The 22,119-nt window shown below is 59.4% G+C and carries 17 protein-coding genes; 15 read left to right on the plus strand and 2 right to left on the minus strand.

Annotation, left to right across the window (positions count from 1 at the left end; all coding sequences use genetic code 11):
* Positions 1 to 174: 174 nt before the first annotated feature.
* The 15 genes from dksA to D8U18_RS08065 all read left to right on the plus strand — a co-directional run bounded on the left by dksA (position 175) and on the right by D8U18_RS08065 (position 20,733).
* A complete protein-coding gene (gene dksA / locus D8U18_RS07990) occupies positions 175 to 618 on the plus strand; it encodes an RNA polymerase-binding protein DksA (RefSeq protein ID WP_131107415.1) in 444 nt (147 codons plus the stop codon).
* A gap of 203 nt (positions 619 to 821) precedes the next feature.
* Entirely contained in the window at positions 822 to 1,718 is an 897-nt protein-coding gene (gene gluQRS, locus D8U18_RS07995; RefSeq protein WP_056855620.1) for a tRNA glutamyl-Q(34) synthetase GluQRS, read from the plus strand.
* Positions 1,719 to 1,795: 77 nt separating this feature from the next.
* Positions 1,796 to 1,972: a hypothetical protein gene (locus D8U18_RS08000; RefSeq protein WP_003176118.1), complete on the plus strand. Its 177-nt coding sequence runs from the start codon at positions 1,796 to 1,798 to the stop codon at positions 1,970 to 1,972.
* Entirely contained in the window at positions 1,956 to 4,910 is a 2,955-nt protein-coding gene (locus tag D8U18_RS08005) for a sensor histidine kinase (protein ID WP_177434431.1), read from the plus strand. Before D8U18_RS08000 ends, D8U18_RS08005 begins: the two co-directional genes overlap by 17 nt.
* A gap of 22 nt (positions 4,911 to 4,932) precedes the next feature.
* On the plus strand, positions 4,933 to 6,372 hold the full coding sequence (locus tag D8U18_RS08010; protein ID WP_056855622.1) for a sigma-54 dependent transcriptional regulator: 1,440 nt from the start codon (positions 4,933 to 4,935) through the stop codon (positions 6,370 to 6,372).
* 745 nt (positions 6,373 to 7,117) lie between these two features.
* Positions 7,118 to 8,518: a polynucleotide adenylyltransferase PcnB gene (locus D8U18_RS08020; protein ID WP_056855623.1), complete on the plus strand. Its 1,401-nt coding sequence runs from the start codon at positions 7,118 to 7,120 to the stop codon at positions 8,516 to 8,518.
* Positions 8,519 to 8,521: 3 nt separating this feature from the next.
* Positions 8,522 to 9,007: a 2-amino-4-hydroxy-6-hydroxymethyldihydropteridine diphosphokinase gene (gene folK, locus D8U18_RS08025; RefSeq protein WP_130903545.1), complete on the plus strand. Its 486-nt coding sequence runs from the start codon at positions 8,522 to 8,524 to the stop codon at positions 9,005 to 9,007.
* Between the two features lie 361 nt (positions 9,008 to 9,368).
* Positions 9,369 to 10,169, plus strand: coding sequence for a 3-methyl-2-oxobutanoate hydroxymethyltransferase (panB, locus tag D8U18_RS08030; protein ID WP_130903546.1), 801 nt, complete (start codon positions 9,369 to 9,371; stop codon positions 10,167 to 10,169).
* Positions 10,166 to 11,026: a pantoate--beta-alanine ligase gene (gene panC, locus D8U18_RS08035; protein WP_130907401.1), complete on the plus strand. Its 861-nt coding sequence runs from the start codon at positions 10,166 to 10,168 to the stop codon at positions 11,024 to 11,026. The genes panB and panC overlap by 4 nt, the downstream gene beginning before the upstream one ends.
* Before the next feature lie 362 nt (positions 11,027 to 11,388).
* Positions 11,389 to 13,053 carry a glucose-6-phosphate isomerase gene (pgi, locus tag D8U18_RS08040; RefSeq protein WP_131107416.1) on the plus strand — a complete coding sequence of 555 codons (1,665 nt, stop codon included), beginning with the start codon at positions 11,389 to 11,391 and terminating at the stop codon, positions 13,051 to 13,053.
* Between the two features lie 191 nt (positions 13,054 to 13,244).
* A complete protein-coding gene (gene acs, locus D8U18_RS08045) occupies positions 13,245 to 15,182 on the plus strand; it encodes an acetate--CoA ligase (protein WP_130907400.1) in 1,938 nt (645 codons plus the stop codon).
* A gap of 128 nt (positions 15,183 to 15,310) precedes the next feature.
* Positions 15,311 to 16,183 (plus strand): oxygenase MpaB family protein, encoded by an 873-nt coding sequence (locus D8U18_RS08050; protein WP_131107417.1) that lies wholly within the window; start codon positions 15,311 to 15,313, stop codon positions 16,181 to 16,183.
* 192 nt (positions 16,184 to 16,375) lie between these two features.
* Positions 16,376 to 17,392: a class I SAM-dependent methyltransferase gene (locus D8U18_RS08055; RefSeq protein WP_131107418.1), complete on the plus strand. Its 1,017-nt coding sequence runs from the start codon at positions 16,376 to 16,378 to the stop codon at positions 17,390 to 17,392.
* Positions 17,393 to 17,485: 93 nt separating this feature from the next.
* Positions 17,486 to 20,437 carry a DUF748 domain-containing protein gene (locus tag D8U18_RS08060; protein WP_131107419.1) on the plus strand — a complete coding sequence of 984 codons (2,952 nt, stop codon included), beginning with the start codon at positions 17,486 to 17,488 and terminating at the stop codon, positions 20,435 to 20,437.
* Positions 20,437 to 20,733: a DUF2845 domain-containing protein gene (locus D8U18_RS08065; RefSeq protein WP_056855632.1), complete on the plus strand. Its 297-nt coding sequence runs from the start codon at positions 20,437 to 20,439 to the stop codon at positions 20,731 to 20,733. The genes D8U18_RS08060 and D8U18_RS08065 overlap by 1 nt, the downstream gene beginning before the upstream one ends.
* A 277-nt stretch (positions 20,734 to 21,010) precedes the next feature.
* On the opposite strand, the gene D8U18_RS08070 is transcribed toward D8U18_RS08065, so the two are convergent.
* Both D8U18_RS08070 and D8U18_RS08075 read right to left on the minus strand, forming a co-directional pair.
* On the minus strand, positions 21,011 to 21,364 hold the full coding sequence (locus D8U18_RS08070) for a BON domain-containing protein (protein WP_130903548.1): 354 nt from the start codon (positions 21,362 to 21,364) through the stop codon (positions 21,011 to 21,013).
* A 305-nt stretch (positions 21,365 to 21,669) separates the two neighbouring features.
* The gene (locus D8U18_RS08075) at positions 21,670 to 22,077 is read right to left on the minus strand and encodes a pilin (RefSeq protein WP_056855634.1); all 408 of its coding nucleotides are present in this window, start codon (positions 22,075 to 22,077) and stop codon (positions 21,670 to 21,672) included.
* Positions 22,078 to 22,119 lie beyond the last annotated feature (42 nt).

Consider the following 22,119-nt stretch of genomic DNA (forward strand, 5'->3'; position numbering starts at 1 on the left):
CAGACAGCGCTTTGCCAGCATTTGCAAGCGCCACAGGCCGCGGGCTCGACATCCGGGAGTAGCGCGGTCTGATTTGATCTGGTAAGTTCGCCCGCTTGCAGCCGCAGGGCCGGCAGGTGTCGGTGATGGAGCAATCCTGCGCAATGGATTACAAGAGTAGAGGCGGTCTATTTCATGTCCACCCAAGCAAAGCAACAGGCAGTCCCGTCGATCAGCGGCTTCGAACCCTATAAAGAAGTTCCGGGCGAGGAGTACATGGGCAAGCCCATGCGCGCTCATTTCACCAAGGTCCTGAACAAGTGGAAACAGGACTTGATGCAGGAAGTCGACCGTACGGTTGATCACATGAAAGACGAAGCGGCCAACTTCCCTGATCCGGCAGACCGTGCCAGCCAGGAAGAGGAATTCAGCCTCGAATTGCGCGCCCGCGACCGCGAGCGCAAGTTGATCAAGAAAATCGACAAAACCCTGCAATTGATCGAAGACGAAGAATACGGCTGGTGTGAGTCCTGCGGCGTCGAAATCGGCGTCAAGCGACTGGAAGCCCGCCCTACCGCCGACATGTGCGTTGACTGCAAGACCCTGGCGGAAATCAAGGAAAAGCAAGTCGGCAAATAATGGCGACTTGAATGAAAAACGGAGCGTGCGAACGCTCCGTTTTTGTTTCCGATATTTGCCGATACCTGTTACGCCTTCGGAATCGCCTTCGCGAGCAAGCTTCGCTCCTACAGAGACTGGCGATATCTCCTGTAGGAGCGAAGCTTGCTCGCGAAGGCCGCTCGAGCCATGCTCAAAACGATTGGACAGCCCGACATCGCTTTATGACCACCATCACCTCCCCCACCTACATCGGGCGCTTCGCCCCCACGCCAAGCGGCCATTTGCATTTTGGTTCGCTGGTCGCGGCACTGGCTTCTTACCTGGATGCGCGTGCGGTGGGTGGCCGTTGGCTGATGCGCATGGAAGACCTGGACCCGCCCCGAGAAGAGCCCGGTGCCCAGGCCGCCATACTCAGGGCGCTGGAAAGTTACGGTTTCGAGTGGGATGGCGAACTGGTTCGCCAGAGCGAGCGTCACGACGCCTACGCTGAAGTGCTCAATCGCCTGTTCAACATCGGTCTGGCCTACGCCTGTACGTGCTCGCGCAAACAATTGGAGCCGTATCACGGCATTTACCCGGGTTTGTGCCGCAACGCCGGGCATGGCACTGAAGATGCCGCCATCCGGATTCGCGTCCCTGAACTGGATTACCACTTCATCGACCGCGTACAAGGCGAGTTCCACCAACACCTGGGCCGGGACGTCGGTGATTTCGTCATTCGCCGCCGCGACGGACTCTACGCCTATCAATTGGCGGTGGTGCTGGACGATGCCTGGCAAGGCATTACCGACATCGTGCGTGGCGCCGACCTGCTCGACTCCACGCCGCGCCAGCTTTACTTGCAGGAACTGCTTGGCTTGCGCCAACCGCGGTACTTGCACATCCCGCTGATTACCCAGCCCGACGGCAACAAACTGGGCAAGTCCTACCGTTCGCCACCGCTGACGGAAGACCAGGCCACACCTTTGTTGCTGCGAGCCTTGCGCGCACTGGGGCAAAACCCCGGCGCCGAACTGGTTCATGGCACACCACGGGAAGTGCTCGACTGGGGCATCGCCCATTGGGACGCCTCGCTGATCCCGCGCACACTGAGCCTTCCCGAGGCACAACTACAGTGATCATGCTTGCAGTGGCACGCCCATCCGTTACCATCGCCGCACGTTTTCGGGCACGCGGATAAAAAAGAGAGGCCGGGATGTACATCTATCGCTTGGTCCTGCTCCTGGTAGTGGGGATTTATCTGTTTTCCCCGGCCATCATGGATTGGTGGATCGACGCCACGGGCGCCTGGTATCGCCCTTATCTGCTCTGGCTGATCCTGATTGTCGTGACCTTCATCCTGCAGAGCCAAAAAGATGCCGATGAGCTTTAGCCTGACCCAGATGATCCTGATCAGCGCCGCGTACCTGGCGGTGCTGTTCGGCGTAGCCTGGATCAGCGAACGGGGCATGATCCCGCGGGCGATCATTCGCCATCCGCTCACCTACACCCTGTCGCTGGGCGTCTACGCCAGTGCCTGGGCGTTTTACGGCACGGTCGGCCTGGCCTATCAGTACGGCTACGGCTTCCTGTCCAGCTATCTCGGTGTTTCCGGCGCATTTCTGCTGGCGCCGGTGTTGCTGTATCCGATCCTGAAAATTACCCGTACTTATCAGCTGTCGTCCCTGGCGGACCTGTTTGCCTTCCGCTTTCGCAGCACCTGGGCTGGTGCGCTCACCACGATTTTCATGCTGGTCGGCGTATTGCCGCTGCTGGCGTTGCAGATTCAGGCGGTGGCGGACTCCATCGGCATCCTCACCCGCGAGCCGGTGCAGCATCGCGTGGCCCTGAGTTTCTGTGCGCTGATCACGCTGTTCACGATTTTCTTCGGCTCCCGACACATCGCCACCCGTGAGAAACATGAAGGGCTGGTGTTTGCGATTGCCTTCGAATCGGTGATCAAGCTGATTGCACTCGGTGGCGTCGGCCTGTATGCGCTGTACGGCGTATTCGATGGCCCGCAGCAACTCGAGCTTTGGCTGCTGCAAAACCAGACCGCTCTCGCCGCGCTTCACACGCCGCTGCAGGAAGGCCCGTGGCGAACCTTGCTGCTGGTGTTCTTCGCCTCCGCCATCGTGATGCCGCACATGTATCACATGACCTTTACCGAAAACCTCAACCCGCGCTCATTGGTGAGTGCAAGCTGGGGCTTGCCGCTGTTCCTGCTGTTGATGAGCCTGGCAGTACCGTTGATTCTCTGGGCCGGCCTGAAACTCGGCGCCACCACCAACCCGGAATATTTCACCCTGGGCATTGGTATTGCCGCCAATAGCAAGGCGTTGGCGTTGCTGGCCTATATCGGCGGATTGTCCGCCGCCAGCGGCCTGATCATTGTCACTACGCTGGCGTTGTCGGGGATGGCGCTCAACCATCTGGTGCTGCCGCTCTATCAGCCGCCAGCCGAGGGCAACATCTACCGCTGGCTGAAGTGGACCCGCCGCGCCCTGATCGTCGCGATCATCATGGCCGGTTACGGCTTCTATCTGCTGCTGGGTGCCGAACAGGATCTGGCCAATCTCGGCATCGTCGCGTTCGTTGCCACCTTGCAGTTCCTGCCCGGCGTACTCTCGGTCCTGTACTGGCCGACCGCCAACCGCCGCGGCTTCATCGCCGGTTTGCTGGCGGGGATTCTGGTGTGGCTGGTGACCATGCTGTTGCCGTTGGTCGGCAATCTGCAAGGCTTCTACATTCCGCTGTTGAACATGATCTACGTGCTGGACGACACCAGTTGGCACATGGCCGCAATCGCCTCGCTGGCCGCCAACGTGTTGATGTTCACCCTGATCTCGCTGTTCACCAACGCCAGCACCGAAGAAGCCAGCGCCGCCGAAGCTTGCGCCGTGGACAACGTGCGTCGCCCGCAACGCCGCGAACTGCATGCCGCCTCGCCACAGGAGTTCGCCACGCAACTGGCCAAACCGTTGGGCGCCAAAGCGGCACAGAAGGAAGTCGAACAGGCACTGCGCGACCTCTATCTGCCCTTCGACGAGCGTCGACCTTACGCCTTGCGCCGCTTGCGTGACCGCATCGAGGCCAACCTCTCCGGTCTGATGGGGCCGAGCGTGGCCCAGGACATGGTCGAGACGTTCCTGCCTTACAAGGCGGGTGGCGAAAACTATGTCACCGAAGACATTCACTTCATCGAAAGCCGCCTCGAGGATTACCACTCGCGCCTGACCGGCCTGGCGGCTGAACTCGATGCCCTGCGCCGCTATCACCGCCAGACCCTGCAGGAGTTGCCGATGGGCGTCTGCTCGCTGGCCAAGGATCAGGAAATCCTCATGTGGAACAAAGCCATGGAGGAGTTGACCGGTATCGCCGCGCAGCGCGTGGTCGGTTCGCGCCTGAGTACGATCGCCGACCCATGGAAAGAACTGCTGCAAGGCTTCATCAACGTCCCCGACGAGCATTTGCACAAGCAGCACTTGGCCCTCGACGGCCAGACGCGCTGGCTCAACCTGCACAAAGCGGCGATCGACGAGCCGCTCGCGCCAGGCAACAGCGGCTTGGTGCTGCTGGTGGAAGACCTGACCGAAACCCAGATGCTCGAAGACAAACTGGTGCACTCCGAACGCCTGGCCAGCATCGGTCGACTGGCCGCCGGGGTAGCCCACGAAATCGGCAACCCGATCACCGGAATTGCTTGCCTGGCGCAAAACCTGCGCGAGGAGCGCGAAGAGGATGGCGAGCTCAAAGAAATCAGCGGGCAGATCCTCGAACAGACCAAACGTGTGTCGCGCATCGTGCAATCGCTGATGAGTTTTGCCCATGCGGGCAGCCACCAGCACAGCGACGAGCCCGTTTGTCTGGCGGAGGTCGCCCAGGACGCAATCGGTTTGCTGGCGCTGAACCGACGTAATTTCGAAGTGCAGTTCTACAACCTGTGCGACCCCGATCACTGGGTCGAAGGCGACCCGCAGCGGCTGGCGCAGGTATTGATCAATCTACTTTCAAACGCCCGCGATGCCTCACCTCCCGGCAGCGCAGTGCGGGTCAAGAGCGAAGCCGGCGAACACACGGTCGACCTGATCGTGGAAGACGAAGGCAGCGGTATCCCCTCGAGCATCATGGACCGATTGTTCGAACCCTTCTTCACCACCAAGGACCCGGGTGAAGGTACCGGTCTGGGCCTTGCACTGGTCTATTCCATCGTTGAAGAGCATTATGGACAAATCACCATCGACAGCCCGGCTGATGTTCAGAGCCAGCGCGGCACCCGTATACGGGTGACATTGCCGCGTCATGTCGAAGCGACGTCCGCTGTGAACTGAGACCGTCGAGAGTATCGAATCAATGCCGCACATTTTGATCGTCGAAGACGAAACAATTATCCGCTCCGCCTTGCGCCGCCTGCTGGAACGTAACCAGTATCAGGTCAGCGAAGCCGGTTCAGTGCAGGAAGCACAAGAACGCTTCACCATTCCCACGTTCGACCTGATCGTCAGTGACCTGCGTCTTCCGGGCGCCCCGGGCACCGAGCTGATCAAACTCGGCCAGGGCACTCCGGTGCTGATCATGACCAGTTACGCCAGTCTGCGCTCGGCGGTGGATTCGATGAAAATGGGCGCGGTGGATTACATCGCCAAGCCTTTCGATCACGACGAAATGCTCCAGGCCGTCGCGCGCATCCTGCGCGACCGCCAATCGTTGCAGACCAGCGGTGAACCGGTTGTCGGCAAAACCAGTAATGGCGCAGCCAAATCCGGCCCGGACAACAGCAACGGTGAAATCGGCATCATTGGCTCGTGCCCGCCGATGCAAGATCTGTACGGCAAGATCCGCAAAGTCGCACCGACCGATTCCAATGTCCTGATCCAGGGCGAATCCGGCACGGGTAAAGAATTGGTGGCGCGCGCCTTGCACAACCTCTCCAAGCGCGCCAAGGCACCGATGATCTCGGTGAACTGTGCGGCGATTCCGGAAAGCCTGATCGAGTCCGAATTGTTCGGCCACGAAAAAGGTGCGTTCACCGGCGCCAGCGCCGGGCGTGCAGGCCTGGTGGAAGCCGCTGATGGCGGTACGCTGTTCCTCGATGAAATCGGCGAGTTGCCACTGGAAGCCCAGGCTCGACTGCTGCGCGTGTTGCAGGAAGGCGAGATTCGCCGGGTCGGCTCGGTTCAGTCGCAGAAAGTCGATGTGCGCTTGATTGCCGCGACCCACCGCGACCTCAAGAGCCTGGCCAAGATCGGCCAGTTCCGTGAAGACTTGTACTACCGCCTGCACGTGATTGCGCTGAAATTGCCCGCCTTGCGCGAGCGAGGTGCCGACGTCAACGAAATCGCCAATGCCTTCCTGGCGCGGCAGAGCGCACGGATCAATCGTACCGACCTGAAATTCGCCCCGGACGCGGAGCAAGCCATTCGTCATTACTCATGGCCAGGCAACGTGCGTGAGCTGGAGAACGCCGTCGAGCGCGCAGTCATTCTTTGTGAGAGCCCGGAAATCTCCGCCGAGCTGCTGGGCATCGATATCGAACTCGGTGATCTGGAAGACGACGAGTTCATCGGCCTGCCCCCGCAACAGGGCAGCGCCAGCACCGGTAACAACAATCATGAGCCGACCGAAGATTTGTCCCTGGAGGATTATTTCCAGCATTTCGTGCTCGAGCACCAGGACCACATGACCGAAACCGAACTGGCCCGCAAACTCGGGGTCAGCCGCAAGTGCCTGTGGGAACGCCGTCAGCGCCTGGGCATTCCACGGCGCAAAACCGGGGTGGCCAGCGAGAGCTGAACCGCAGCTACCTCATGTGCGGGTAACAGGTGACTTTGTGAAAAAACTGTTACCTCAGTTTTTTTCACGTAACAGAAGCCGGGGCTTACGGTAACGAAGCCCCGGCTTTTTTTGGCCTGCGCAAACCTCATCAGCACGCCTAACCCCTTGTTTTACTGGGTTTCACAAAAGTTGGCACGCACCCTGCTATATGTTTGGTACAAGAACAATAACAAGCAATGCACAAGACAATAAAAATAAGACGAATCGACTCACGCACAATAAAAACAAGACGGCGAGAGGCGCAGCTAACTGATTCTTTTGGAGAGGCGTTGTATTTGGGGCTTGCCCCACGACCAGGCCGAGAACAACAAAAACTGTCTTAAGACAGAGCCTGTACTGGTTGGATCGAGAGATCACTGCAATTCAGCGACCAAAGCAATCCGTTTGCTCTTGGCTCCCGATTGGGAGGGTCATGAAGGAAAGCTTCATGGCGAGGGCACTTAACAAAAACAAAAAGCCCGAAACCAATAACAAAAATAGAGCATGCAACTACTTCTTGGGGAGCTTCGGCTCCCCTTGTAGTTTCTGGCGTTTGGCGCCCTGCGCTCCCAGAGTCTGCCGCTATGCCTATTGCGTCCGCAGACAGCCCCTTCAAGCTCTTGCGCAGCTTCCTACACCATCCCCCGACTAAATGCTAGAATCCCCGCCCATCATGCGGTCATTCTTCTGTTTTGGCCGAACATTCCTTCAAACAGTGCATCCCATGCTGAAGAAGCTGTTCCAGTCATTCCGTACTCCCCTGCGTCGTACGCAACACATCCGCAGCACGCCTGAAGTGCTCAACAGCGGGCAACATTCGCTGCAAAAGGGGCAATTCAGCCGTTACGCGGTGAACATCGTCGAACGCCTGCAGGGCGCTGGCTACCAGGCGTATCTGGTTGGCGGCTGCGTGCGTGACATGCTGCTCGGCATTACGCCGAAAGACTTTGACGTTGCCACCAGTGCCACCCCTGAGCAGGTTCGGGCCGAATTCCGCAATGCGCGAATCATCGGTCGCCGGTTCAAACTGGTGCATATCCACTTTGGTCGCGAAATCATCGAAGTTGCGACCTTCCGCGCCAATCACCCGCAAAACGATGAAGAGGAAGACAACAATCAATCCTCGCGTAACGAAAGCGGGCGCATCCTGCGCGATAACGTGTATGGCACCCTGGAAGAAGACGCACAACGCCGCGACTTCACCATCAACGCCCTGTATTACGATCCGGTCAGCGAACGGATTCTCGATTACGCCAACGGCGTACACGACATTCGCAATCAATTGATCCGTCTGATCGGCGATCCGAAACAGCGCTACCAGGAAGACCCGGTGCGGATGTTGCGAGCCGTGCGTTTTGCCGCCAAGCTGAATTTCGGCATCGAAAAACACAGCGCTACGCCAATCCGCGACCTGGCACCGATGCTGCGCGAGATTCCATCGGCCCGTCTGTTCGAGGAAGTACTCAAGCTGTTCCTTTCCGGCCACGCCGCGGACACCTTCGAGATGCTGGTCGACCTGCAACTGTTCGATCCTCTGTTCCCGGCCAGTGCCGAGGCCCTGGAGTACAACCCGACTTACACCCATACGTTGATTAGCGAAGCGCTGATCAACACCGACCTGCGGATCAAGCAGAACAAACCGGTGACTCCGGCCTTCCTGTTTGCGGCGCTGCTCTGGCCAGCCTTGCCGGCTCGCGTCCTGCGCTTGCAGGAACGTGGGATGCCGCCGATTCCGGCGATGCAGGAAGCAGCCCACGAACTGATTGCCGAGCAATGCCAGCGCATCGCGATCCCGAAACGTTTCACCATGCCGATCCGCGAGATCTGGGACATGCAGGAACGCCTGCCCCGCCGCAGCGGCAAGCGCGCCGATCTGCTGCTGGACAACCCACGCTTCCGTGCCGGTTACGACTTCCTCTTGCTGCGCGAAAGCGCCGGCGAGCAGACCGATGGCCTGGGCGAATGGTGGACCGATTATCAGGATGCCAATGAAAGCGAACGTCGCGACATGATTCGCGACCTCAGCGGCAAGGACGAAGCTGGCGGCGCGCCGCGCAAGCGTCGTCGCAGCGGCGGCTCCAAGCGCAAACGCGCAGCGGGCGCTTCGAGTACCACGGGCGAGTAATCGATGGAACGCATCTACATCGGCATGGGCAGCAACCTGGCTGACCCGGCTGAACAATTGCGCAGCGCTGTTGAAGCGCTGGCGCAGCTGCCGCAATCGAAACTGGTCGGGGTGTCCGCGTTTTATCAAAGCGACTCGCTGCTCCCTGGCCAACCGCGTTACACCAATGCGGTGGCCGCCCTCGACAGCACGCTGGCGCCACTGGACCTGCTGGATGCCTTGCAAGCCATCGAAAACGGCCAGGGCCGCGAGCGACTGGAGCGCTGGGGACCACGTACGCTGGACCTCGATATCCTGCTGTTCGGCGAGCGGTTGATCGATGAGCCGCGCCTGAAAGTGCCGCACTATCACATGCAGGAGCGGGCTTTCGTTCTATACCCGCTGGCCGAACTGGCGCCCGCGGATCTGCACCTGGCCGATGGCCGCACCCTCCGCGAACTGCTGGCCGCCTGCCCGTTCGTCGGACTTGAACGCCTGTCCCAAGATTGACGCAGCCCCCTGTAGGAGCGAGCCTGCTCGCGATGGCGATTGAACAATCACCAGGATTGTTGACTGACACGCCGCTATCGCGAGCAGGCTTGCTCCTTAATTGGGTTCCTTTGCGTCCGGCAGTCTGCTGAAACGCATCAGTTACTTCGGTAACACCCCACCCGTAACAATGCGGTAACACACCGGATTGACTTCCCGAGTTCTCATCACGACTATAGGCGTCCCGCTGCCGCCAATGCGGCACACAAGGGCGCAATCCAGGCCTTATAAGCACGACAAAAGACCGTGCGCCTGAGTACATGACGAATCACGCGCGTTACTCGCAGTAGTTTCCATAGCGCCTGAACGAGGATTTTTTGACATGCCAGCCATCACCCTGACCACGCTCCAGAGCCTCAAGCAGAAAGGTGAGAAAATCACCATGCTGACCTGCTATGACGCGACCTTCGCCCACGCCTGCAATCAGGCTGGCGTCGAAGTACTGCTGGTGGGCGACTCACTCGGCATGGTTTTGCAGGGTCACGACAGCACCTTGCCGGTCACCACCGCCGAAATGGCTTACCACGTCGCCGCCGTCAAACGCGGTAACAGCGATGCGTTGATTCTCGCCGACCTGCCTTTCATGGCCTATGCCACCACCGAACAAGCCATGACCAACAGCGCCCTGTTGATGCAAGCGGGTGCGCACATGGTCAAGGTCGAAGGTGCATTGTGGCTGGCAGATTCCATTCGCCTGCTCGCCGAACGCGGTATCCCGGTTTGCGCGCATATGGGCCTGACCCCGCAATCGGTGAATATCCTTGGCGGCTACAAAGTCCAGGGCCGCAACGAAAACCAGGCACGGCAGATGCGCGCCGACGCAATTTCGCTGGAACAGGCCGGCGCAGCCATGCTGTTGCTCGAATGTGTGCCAAGCGAATTGGCCGAAGAAATCACTCAGGCCGTCAAGATTCCCGTGATTGGCATTGGCGCAGGCAACCGCACTGACGGCCAGGTACTGGTCCTGCACGACATGCTCGGCCTGTCGATCACTGGTCGCGTACCGAAGTTCGTGAAAAACTTCATGGCTGGCCAGGAAAGCATTCACGCGGCCTTGAGCGCCTACGTCAGCGAAGTCAAGGCAGCGACCTTCCCAGGCATCGAACACGGATTCTCTGCATGAACACCGTAAAAACCGTACGCGAACTGCGGGCCGCCGTGGCCCGCGCCCGCAGCGAAGGCAAGCGCATCGGCTTCGTGCCGACCATGGGCAACCTCCACAGCGGTCACGTTGCGCTGATCACCAAGGCCACCCAGCGGGTGGATTTCGTGGTCGCGAGCATTTTCGTCAACCCGCTGCAGTTCGGCGCCGGCGAAGACCTCGACAAGTACCCGCGCACTCTCGCGGCGGATCAGGAAAAACTGCTCGAAGCTGGTTGCGATCTGTTGTTCGCACCCACCGTTGAAGAGATGTACCCCGAGGGCATGACCGGCCAGACCCGTGTCAGCGTCCCGCAGCTGTCCGAAGGCCTGTGCGGCGCCAGCCGTCCGGGACACTTCGAAGGCGTGGCGACGGTGGTCAGCAAACTGTTCAACATGGTCCAGCCGGACCTGGCGATTTTCGGCGAGAAAGACTTCCAGCAACTGGCGGTGATTCGCGCGCTGGTTCATGACCTGAACATGCCGATCCAGATCATCGGCGAGCCGACCGTCCGTGCGGCCGATGGGTTGGCGCTGTCGTCGCGCAATGGTTTCCTCAGCGAAGAACAACGGGCCGTGGCGCCAGTGGTTTATCGCACGCTGCGCGAGATTGCCGAGTCGATCAAGCAGGGTGAGCGGGATTTCCCGGCGCTGATCAATGCGCAGATCCAACAGCTTGAAGCTGCAGGCTTACGCACGGACTACCTGGAAATTCGCCACGCCCTGACCTTGCGCCCGGCAACGGCCGAGGATCGCGACCTGGTGATTCTGGTGGCGGCGTTCCTCGGGACGACGCGGTTGATCGACAACCTGCACCTGAATCTCGACACCCCCATCTAAACAGCACAAACCCTCTGTGAGAGCCAACCTGCTGGCGATCGTGAATGTTCAGTCACCCATGTTTTTTGACGGACACACCGCCATCGCCAGCAGGCTGGCTGCCACGAAGGCGATCTTCGCCAGTCCAAATTGCCTGATTCCAGACCTCTCCCCTTCCGTTTGTCGGACCGTTCCTAACCTTGATGTTAAAAAAGTACCGGAAACGGGTCAGACAAAGTCAAGACAGATCACTGCGCGGGGTTTACTGTAGTCGCCCTGCGCCATGAATTCGTGTCGACGCAGTTGACCGGACCGCCGACCCCTGGCGCTCCGGTATTTTTAGTGTTCAAAAGGCCGTTCAAGTAAAAAGGAAACCCGCAGCGATGGCGTATTACCGCACTCCTCACGACGTGACCGCTCTGCCCGCCTGGCAAGCGTTGAATGACCACCGCCAAGCCATGCAGGATTTCAGCATGCGCGAGGCTTTCAATGCCGACCCGCAGCGTTTTACCCAGTTCACCCTCAGCAGTTGCGGCCTGTTTCTCGACTATTCGAAGAACCTGATCAACGCCGAGACCCGCAACCTGCTGGTGGGTCTGGCCAATGCGGTCGACCTCCAGGGTGCGATCAAGTCGCTGTTCGACGGCGAAATCGTCAACGCCTCCGAAGGCCGCCCAGCCCTGCACACCGCGCTGCGCCGTCCGGTTGGCGACAAGCTGTCGGTCAACGGTGTCAATGTGATGCCCGAAGTGCACAAGGTGCTGAACCAGATCACCGATCTGGTGGGCCGCATCCATGACGGTCTGTGGCGCGGTTACTCCGAGAAGCCGATCACCGACGTGGTTAACATCGGTATCGGTGGCTCGTTCCTCGGCCCAGAGCTGGTGTCCGAAGCCTTGCTGTCCTACGCGCAGAAAGGCGTGCGTTGCCACTATCTGGCAAACATCGACGGCAGCGAGTTCCACGAGCTGACCATGAAACTGCGCGCCGAGACCACGCTGTTCATCGTCTCGTCGAAATCCTTCAACACCCTTGAAACCCTGAAGAACGCCCAGGCCGCCCGCGCCTGGTACCTGGCCCAGGGTGGTTCGGAAGCCGAGCTGTATCGCCACTTCATCGCGGTTTCGAGCAACAATGCCGCCGCCGTCGCCTTCGGTATCCGCGAGGAAAACATTTTCCCGATGTGGGACTGGGTCGGCGGGCGTTACTCGCTGTGGTCGGCCATCGGTTTGCCGATTGCCCTCGCCATCGGCATGTCCAACTTCAAGGAATTGCTGTCCGGTGCCTACACCATGGACCAGCACTTCCAGAGCGCGCCGTTCGAACAGAACATGCCGGTGCTGCTGGCGTTGCTCGGCGTGTGGTACGGCAATTTCTGGGGCGCGCAGAGCCACGCAATCCTGCCTTACGACCACTACCTGCGGAACATCACCAAGCATTTGCAACAGCTGGACATGGAATCCAACGGCAAGAGCGTGCGCCAGGACGGTACGCCAGTGTCCACCGATACCGGCCCGGTGATCTGGGGCGGCGTCGGCTGCAACGGTCAGCACGCTTATCACCAGTTGCTGCACCAGGGCACCCAATTGATCCCGGCCGACTTCATCGTGCCGATCGTCAGCTTCAACCCGGTGTCCGACCATCACCAGTGGCTGTATGCCAACTGCCTGTCGCAAAGCCAGGCGTTGATGCTGGGCAAGACACTGGCCGAGGCGCAAGCCGAGCTGCGTGAGAAAGGCATGAGTGAAGACGACGTGCAGAAACTCGCACCGCACAAGGTGATTCCGGGCAACCGTCCGAGCAACACCCTGGTGGTCGAACGCATCAGCCCGCGTCGCCTCGGCGCACTGGTGGCAATGTACGAACACAAAGTCTTCGTGCAGAGCGTGATCTGGGGCATCAACGCCTTCGACCAGTGGGGCGTGGAGCTGGGCAAGGAACTGGGCAAAGGCGTCTACAACCGCCTGGTCGGCAGCGAGGAAACCCCGGCTGACGACGCGTCCACCCAAGGCCTGATCAACTACTTCCGCGGGCGTCACCGCGGGTAATCCAGCCCCACATAGCTATCCCTGCAGGAGCGAGCCCGCTCGCGATTGCGGTCTGACAATCAACCTTTGCGTTGAATGTCATGCCCCATCGCGAGCAGGCTCGCTCCTGCAGTTGTTTTGGGTACGACTTGAACCCTTCGGTCTCTCGGCGCATCTTTATTCTTGTCGCACAACAAGAATAAGGAACCGTCATGTTCGATATCAGCACGTTCCCCAAGGCCGATGCCGTCCGCCGGGCTGCACAACTGAGTCAAGACGACTACCACCGCCTGTACCGCGAATCCATCGAACACCCCAGTACGTTCTGGGCCGAGCAAGCCACCCGCTTCCTCGACTGGAGCACGCCTTGGCACACCGTCCAGCGCTACGACCTGAAAACCGGTGAGGCCAATTGGTTTGCCGGCGCGAAACTCAACGTCAGCTACAACTGCATCGACCGTCACCTGGAAAAACGCGGTGATCAGATCGCGATCATCTGGGAAGGCGACGATCCGGCCGAATCCACCCAGATCACCTATAGAAAACTCCATCACCATGTCTGCCGCCTGGCCAACGTGCTTAAAAGCCGTGGCGTGAAGAAAGGCGACCGCGTGTGCATCTACATGCCGATGATTCCTGAAGCAGCCTACGCCATGCTCGCCTGCACGCGTATCGGTGCGGTGCACTCGGTGGTGTTCGGCGGTTTCTCCCCGGATTCGCTGCGCGACCGGATTCTCGATGCCGACTGTCGCACCGTGATCACCGCCGATGAAGGCGTGCGCGGTGGCAAATTCGTGCCGTTGAAACAGAATGTCGACAAGGCGCTGCAAAGCTGCCCGGACGTGAGCACCGTAGTGGTGGTCGAGCGCACACAGAATCAGGTGAATTGGGTCGAAGGCCGGGACATCTGGTATCACCAGGCATTGCGCGATGTCGGCGACGACTGTCCACCCGAGCCGATGGACGCCGAAGATCCGTTGTTCATCCTGTACACCTCCGGCAGCACCGGCAAACCCAAAGGCGTGCTGCACACCACCGGCGGTTACCTGCTGCAAGCGGCGATGACCTTCAAGTACGTGCTGGACTACCGTGATGGCGAAGTGTTCTGGTGCACCGCCGATGTCGGCTGGGTGACGGGCCACAGCTACATTGTCTACGGGCCGTTGGCCAATGGTGCGACCACGTTGATCTTCGAGGGCGTGCCGAGCTACCCGAGCACTTCGCGCTTCTGGCAGGTGATCGACAAGCACAAAGTGAACATCTTCTACACAGCACCCACCGCTTTGCGCGCACTGATGCGTGAAGGTCCGCAACCGTTGAAGGAAACCTCCCGGGCCAGCGTCAGATTGCTCGGCACGGTCGGTGAGCCGATCAACCCGGAGGCGTGGGAGTGGTACTTTCATGCAGTCGGCGAAGAGCGCTGCCCGATTGTCGATACCTGGTGGCAGACCGAGACCGGCGGCATCATGCTCAGCCCGCTGGTGAGCGCGCAACGGATCAAACCCGGCTGCGCCACACAACCGATGTTTGGTGTGCAACCGGTATTGCTCGACGAACAAGGCAAGGAAATCAAGGGCGCCGGTAGCGGCGTGCTCGCCATAAAATCAAGCTGGCCGGCGCAGATCCGCAGCGTCTATGGCGATCCGCAACGGATGGTCGACACCTACTTCAAGCCCTACCCCGGCTATTACTTCACCGGTGACGGCGCCCGTCGTGACGAAGATGGCGATTACTGGATCACCGGGCGCATCGACGATGTGATCAACGTGTCCGGGCATCGCATCGGCACCGCCGAAGTGGAAAGTGCCCTGGTGCTGCACGACAGCATCGCCGAGGCCGCCGTGGTGGGTTACCCTCACGACGTCAAGGGCCAGGGCATCTACGCCTTCGTCACCCCCATGAACGGCGTCGAACCCGGCGACGAACTGAAGAAAGAATTGCTGGCGCTGGTCAGCAAGGAAATCGGCAGTTTCGCCAAACCGGATCTGATCCAGTGGGCACCCGCGTTGCCAAAAACCCGTTCGGGCAAGATCATGCGGCGCATTCTGCGCAAGATCGCCTGCAACGAACTCGACAGTCTGGGCGACACCTCGACCCTGGCCGACCCCAGCGTGGTGCAAGGCCTGATCGATAAACGCCTGAACCAATAACGCACTGCTGTCGGTAGGAGCAAAGCTTGCTCGCGATGAACGATAACGCGCTTCAACAGCAGATGGCGTGATCGTTCATCGCGGGCAAGCCATGCGCCCACAGAAAAACAGGAAATCACCGGGACACCATGGAATTCATCCGCACCCGCATTGAAACCCAGATCATGAGCCTGACCGGTCTATCCTTGGGCAAGCTCGATCTGGAGAACCCCAAGGGCGATCCCGGGCTGTTCGGGCCTGACTCCGTGAGCTGGCAAGTTCATGGTGACTTCAGCAGCATGCTCATCGGTGGCATCAGCGCGCTGATGCTGCAAGCTTTGCATCCGCTGGCCCTCGCCGGCGTCTGGGACCATTCGAATTTCCGCGAGGACATGCTCGGCCGATTACGCCGCACCGGGCAGTTCATTTCCGGCACCACGTTCGGCTCGCGACAGGATGCCGACTGGCTGATCGAAAAAGTCCGCACCATTCACCTGCAAATAACCGGCACTGCGCCTGACGGCCGCCCCTACGCCGCCAGCGATCCCGAGCTCTTGACCTGGGTGCATGTAGCCGAGGTCAGCAACTTCCTCGCCGCACATTTGCGCTATCGCAATCCACATCTGTCGCCGGAAGATCAGGACCGCTATTACGCTGAAATAGCGCTGGTGGCAGAACGCTTGGGTGCCCGGAATGTGCCGCGCTCACGGGAGGAAATTTCCGCATACCTTGAGCGCATTCGCCCGCAATTGCTGTGCGATGAGCGCAGTCGGGAAGTGTTGCGGCTTTTGTTGAATGCGCCATCCCCCAGCCGCCTCGCCAGGCCTTTCGGCGGATTGATGATGCAGGCCGGCATTGACCTGTTGCCGGACTGGGCCAGTGACATGCTCGACGTGCGCCAGAGCCCGCTGCAACGCAAACTGATCCGCGCCAGCGTCAATCGCAGTGCGCCGATGTTGCGCTGGGCGGTACGCAATGGCTCGGTACAGCGGGCCAAGCGACGGATGGGCCTGCTGACTTGACCCCGGACTCTGTGGCGAGGGAGCTTGCTCCCGCAGGGCTGCGAAGCGGCCCCAAAACCCAGGGACATTTCGATTTTTTGCGAGCGCTGCGCACTCGAGCGGGAGCAAGCTCCCTCGCCACAGGCAAGCCCCTCATCCAAACTCCACAGTGTTAAACTCCCGCGCCAAATCACCTCCTGCAAGGCGCCCAGCATGTCTTCCTTGAACCAGGCGCTGCGCGCCGCCCTCAATCATCGCCAGGACCTGTTGGCCGAGCTGCACAGCCAGGGCACCGATTGCTATCGCCTGTTCCATGGCAGCCAGGAAGGCGCCGGTGGCCTGACCATCGATCGTTATGGTCCGCAGCTGATGGTGCAGAGCTTTCATCAATCGCTGGAACGCGAAGACCTGCTGAACCTGCACGAAACGATCAACAACCATCTAGGCCTTGAAACCCTGCTGGTCTACAACGACCGCTCCCGCGGCAACTCGCGCATCGACCGCGAAGACAGCGTCTACCGCGCGGAGGAAGCAGCGCTGCAAGATCTGGTCGGTCACGAGTGGGGCCTCAATTACCGCGTTCGCGGCCGTCACGCCGGGCAGGATCCGCTGCTGTTCCTCGACCTGCGCAATACCCGTGGCTGGGTCAAGGATCACAGCAAGAACAAAAGTGTACTGAACCTGTTTGCCTACACCTGCGGCGTTGGCCTCAGCGCAGCAGCCGGTGGCGCCCGCGAGGTGTGCAACCTGGACTTCGCCGAAGGCAACCTGGCGGTCGGTCGCGAAAACGGCATGCTCAACCCGCAGTTGCCGACCATGGCGTTCATCCAGTCCGATTATTTCCCGGCCATTCGCCAACTCGCCGGCCTGCCGATCAGCCAGCGTCGCGGGCAGAAGCTGCCGAGCTATCCGCGCCTGGAACAGCGCCAGTACGACCTGGTACTGCTCGACCCACCCGCCTGGGCCAAGAGCGCGTTCGGCACCGTCGACCTGCTGCGCGATTATCAGAGCCTGCTCAAACCCGCGCTGCTGACCACCGCCGTCGACGGCGTGCTGATCTGCTGCAACAACCTGGCGAAAGTCAGCATGGACGATTGGCGTGAACAGGTTTTGCGTTGCGCCGAGAAAGCAGGACGGCCGGTGCGCGAGTGGACGGTCATGAAACCGGGTGCCGATTTCCCGTCCATGGACCAACAACCACCGCTGAAAACCCTGATCCTGCAGCTTTGATCCGTGTCAGATAAATCTGAAAAAAGCTGAACAGGCTGATTGCTTCGGAACCGGAATCGCGTGCCATACTCCAAGGCACTCCGATTCACACAGATGAAGCCACGCATGTACAAAGGATTGATTCGCGCCGTCGGCGCCTTGTTGACTGCTCTGGCCCTCTACAGTTTGCTGGGCTTCTTGATTTTGCCGGGCATTGCCCTGCGCATCGCCAACCAGCAATTGGCCAATTATTCCACGATGCCCGCCACGCTCCAGCGGATCGAACTCAACCCGTTCAGCCTCGAAGTCACGCTCTGGGGTCTGAGCATTGGCGAGCCCGGCAAAGAGCAAATCGGCTTCGAACGTCTATACGCCAATTTGCAACTCGACAGCCTGTGGACCAAGGCGCTGCATCTGTCGGATATCGAACTGGACAAGTCCAAGACCGAAATCCTCTTCAGCAAGGACGGCAAACTCAACCTGCTCGGGCTCTTCAAGATTCCGGCCAGCGAACCGACACCCGCCGACCCGGATGCCAAGCCGTTTCCGTTGCGCATCGAACGGATCAAGCTGGCTGGCGGTGCCGTGCACTTTGAGGATGCCCGGCCCAGCGAGCCCATCGAATTCATCTACGACTCACTCGATTTCGAGCTGAAAAACCTCAGCACCCTGCCCGAAGACAGCGCCGATATGACCCTGGTGGCCGTCGGCCCCAACGGCGGGCAAATCGACTGGACCGGTAACTTCAGCCTGATCCCGATTGCCTCCGAAGGTAAGCTGAAAATCACCGATGGCAAGATGAAAGCCTTCTGGCCCTATGTGCGCGACGCTGTCCCGCTGGACCTCGAAAGCGGTGTCATGAGCATCAGCACCGACTACAAGCTCAACCTGTCCAAGGAAACCGAACTGCTGCTGAGCAACGTCTCGGCCACCATCGCCCCCTTCGCGATCAAGGCGCCGGACGGTCGGCCGCTGGTCAGGCTTGAGCGTCTGGACGTCAGCGAAACCACCGTCGACCTGGCCAAGCAACAAGTGGTGGTTGGCAAGATTCGCAGCCACAAACTGGAAACCTGGGCCGCGCTGGAAGCCGATGGCCAGCTCGACTGGCAGAAACTGTTCGCCAGCCAGCCTTCCAAACCCGCCGCCAAAGCGAACGCCGAACCGACCAACACGCCCGCTGCCGCTGACTCGCCGAAAGCGGACCCCGTCCCGAGCAAGCCCTGGCAAGTGCTGCTCAATGACGTGCAACTGCGCGATTACCAGGTGCACTTGGCAGACCGCAAGGCCCAGCCTGCGGTGGCGCTGGAACTGGGTCCGCTGAATCTCGACCTGCAGAAGTTCGACAGCCTCAATGGTTCACCCTTCCTGCTCAAGCTCGACACCGGTGTCGGCAAGCAAGGCAAGCTGATGGCCGATGGCGAGGTCAACCTGGCGCCGATCAGCGCCAGGCTGAATGTGCAGACCAAGGACATTGACCTGCGCGTCGCCCAGTCCTACATCAGCCCGTTCATTCGCCTGGAGTTGCGCAGCGGCATGCTCGGCAGCGATCTGGCGGTCAACCTGAAAAGCACCGAGCCGCTGGCTTTCAGCGTCACCGGTCGCGCCCAGGTCGATCAACTGCATACCCTCGACACCCTGAAAACCCGCGACTTCCTCAAGTGGCAGCAGGTGATGGTCGAAGGCCTGAATTATCAGCATGGCGACAGCCTGTCGATCGACAAGATCAACCTGCTGCAACCCTATGTACGCTTCATGATCAACGATGACCGCACCACCAACGTCGATGACTTGTTGATCCCGCAACCCCCCGACACCGCCGCCAAACCTGCCGTCGCCAAACCCGCCGCCAACAAAGACAAACCGCTGGGTATTCACATTGGCGGCATTGCCATCAATGACGGCTCGGCCAACTTCGCCGACTTCAGCCTGACGCCGAATTTCGCCACCGCCATCCAGCAGCTCAACGGCCAGATCGGCACCATTGACAGCCGCCAGGCGAAGCCGGCCAGTGTCGACGTCAAAGGCAAGGTCGACCGCTATGCACCGGTGACCATCAAAGGTGCGGTCAACCCGTTCGATCCGATGGCCAGCCTCGATATCGCTACCAGTTTCAAACGAGTGGAACTGACCACGCTGACGCCTTACTCCGGCAAGTTTGCCGGCTATCGCATCCGCAAGGGCCGGCTGAACCTCGACCTGCATTACCAAATCACCAAGGGCCAGCTGAAAGCCGAAAACAAAGTGGTGGTCGAACAGTTGCAACTGGGTGAAAAAGTCGACAGCCCCGACGCCGTCAGCCTGCCGCTGAAACTCGCAATTGCTCTGCTCAAGGATGTCGACGGCAAGATTTCCATCGAACTGCCAGTCACCGGCGATCTCAACAACCCGCAGTTCAGCGTCATGCCGATTGTCTGGCAGACCCTGCGCAACCTGATCGTCAAGGCCGCTGCCGCGCCGTTCAAACTGATTGGCGGTCTGGTCTCGGGGGGAGGTTCGGAAGATCTTGGCAGCGTGTCGTTCGCGCCCGGTTCCAGCGATCTGAGCAAGGATGCCGAAGGTGCCCTGGACAAACTGTCGAAGGCGCTCAAGGAGCGCCCGGCCCTGCGCCTGGAAATCGAAGGTACGGCGGCGAAAAGCAGCGATGGTCCGCTGATCGCCGAGCAGCGTCTGGAGCGGGAATACCAATACAACTACTACAAAATGCTCCAGCGTCGAGGCGATAAAGTCCCGGCCCAAGCGTCGTTGCTGGATGTTCCGGACAGCGAAAAAGGGCCGTTGCTTGAAGGCATCTACCGCACACGCCTGAAAACCCAGCCACCGGCCGAATGGAAAGACCTGGGCAAGGAAGAACGCACAGCGAAGATGCGCGAAGGCGTCATTCAGTTCTGGAGCTCCAGCGATGTGCTGCTGCGTCAGTTGGGCCAGGACCGGGCCAGCAGCATCAAGGATTATCTGGTCGACAAAGGTCAGCTCGCCGATGACCGTGTGTACTTCATCGACGCACAGTTGGGCGAAGCCGAAAAAGACGGCAAGGTCGTCACGCCAATGCATCTGGACGCCGAGTGATGTACAAGCATCGCCTGCTAGCACTGGCGTTGACGGCAGCGGCGAGCCAGGCCTGGGCGGCGGATACTTTGCGCTGTGGCAGCCAACTGATCAGCGTCGGTGACCGGTCGAGCGAAGTACTGCAAAAATGCGGCGAACCGGTCGGTCGCGATTTGCTCGGTTACAAGCGCAGTGCCAATCGACGGGAAGAGTTCCAGGTCGAGGAATGGACTTACGGTCCGAATGGCGGGATGTACCAGTACTTGCGCTTTGAAGGAAATCGGCTGGTGCAGATCACCAGCAAGCGCGGGAATTAAGGCAGCCAATAGAACCCATGAAGGAGCGAGCCTGCGGTGTCTGGACGTTTTTCGCCAGCAGGCTGGCTCCTACAAGGATTGCGGCATGTTCGGCAGATATCAGCAGGCTCCCACAGGGTTTTGCATTGATCTTGAAATAGAACAGGCCCCGACACGAATGTCGGGGCCTGTAATGGCCACGTCCTTGTGGCCGTTCGCATGAACACTCAAGAAGCGATAGACGTATGACTCGGCCCGTCTATCGCGTCTTCTCCCGGTCCAGGCGAGAAGCCTTGCCTTACTCGGATTTCAGGCCGTCAGCGGATACTGCTTTGACGCCTTTGATTTTTTTGGTGATCGCCACGGCGGTGTCTTTCTGAGCATCGGTCACCGCAACGGTGGACGACAGGGACACGACGCCTTTGTTGGTTTCAACTTTGATATCGGTACCTGGGATGCCTTTTTCGGTAATCAGGTCTGATTTGACTTTGGTAGTGATCCAGGTATCGGAAACATCCTCTTTCGCTTCGGTGACTTCACCGGCGGCCAGCATCATCGGTGCTTGAGTGGCCTGAGTCTGGGCAAATGCAACGTTGGCCATGGTCAGGGTCAGCGCGGTAGCAGCAGCGGCAGAGATAGCGAACTTCTTCATACGAGTAACTCCTGTTTTTCTGGAAAGTCTGCTGGGTTCATGTCAGCAGGGTTACCAGAGATATTGCGAACGCTGTGCCAAGTTTGAGACAGACAATTAATCCTTAAAAATCAATACGTTATGAAAAACGCAATTTTCCGGATTCGTGCAAAATGCATGAGTTGAACTTTATCTACATGCAAGTTGCGGGTTTTCTCGCCGGCCTAAGGCCATGAAATTTCGGCAATTTTTATCAATACTCAATCCAACTGCCTGACGCGAAAAAAAAACCCCTGCATAAGCAGGGGTGGATATACCAAAAAAGGTCAGACTTTGGTGCAGCCTTTAGGTGCATATTCCTGATCCACAGTGGTCGTACAGGTCCACCCGGTCAGAGCACGCGTAAGAGTGATGGTCTTGTTTAGTACCGGCCCTGGCGCATTTAGAATCGTGCAAGCGATCGTGCCAGTTCCATCAACAGCCTTGCCCGACGCGGTCGTAGTGCAATTAGCCGTAGTCGCAGTTCCGCCTACCTTGGTTAGATCAGGGTCGGTCCCTTGATTGATAACGTCCTCAAAAGGCACCTTCAACGCCGAAATCTCCGCCAGCCCCGCCGTGACCTTGGCCCGCGCCTGATACTTGGAATACGCCGGTATCGCAAACGTCGCGAGAATCCCGATGATCGCCACCACGATCAGCAACTCGATCAGGGTAAAACCTTTTTGAGTGTTCATAGACAGCCTCCGTGCATGAGTCGAAATCTCATGATCTGAACC

It is taken from the genome of Pseudomonas sp. Sample_10 (assembly GCF_004321495.1).
Lineage (GTDB): Bacteria > Pseudomonadota > Gammaproteobacteria > Pseudomonadales > Pseudomonadaceae > Aquipseudomonas.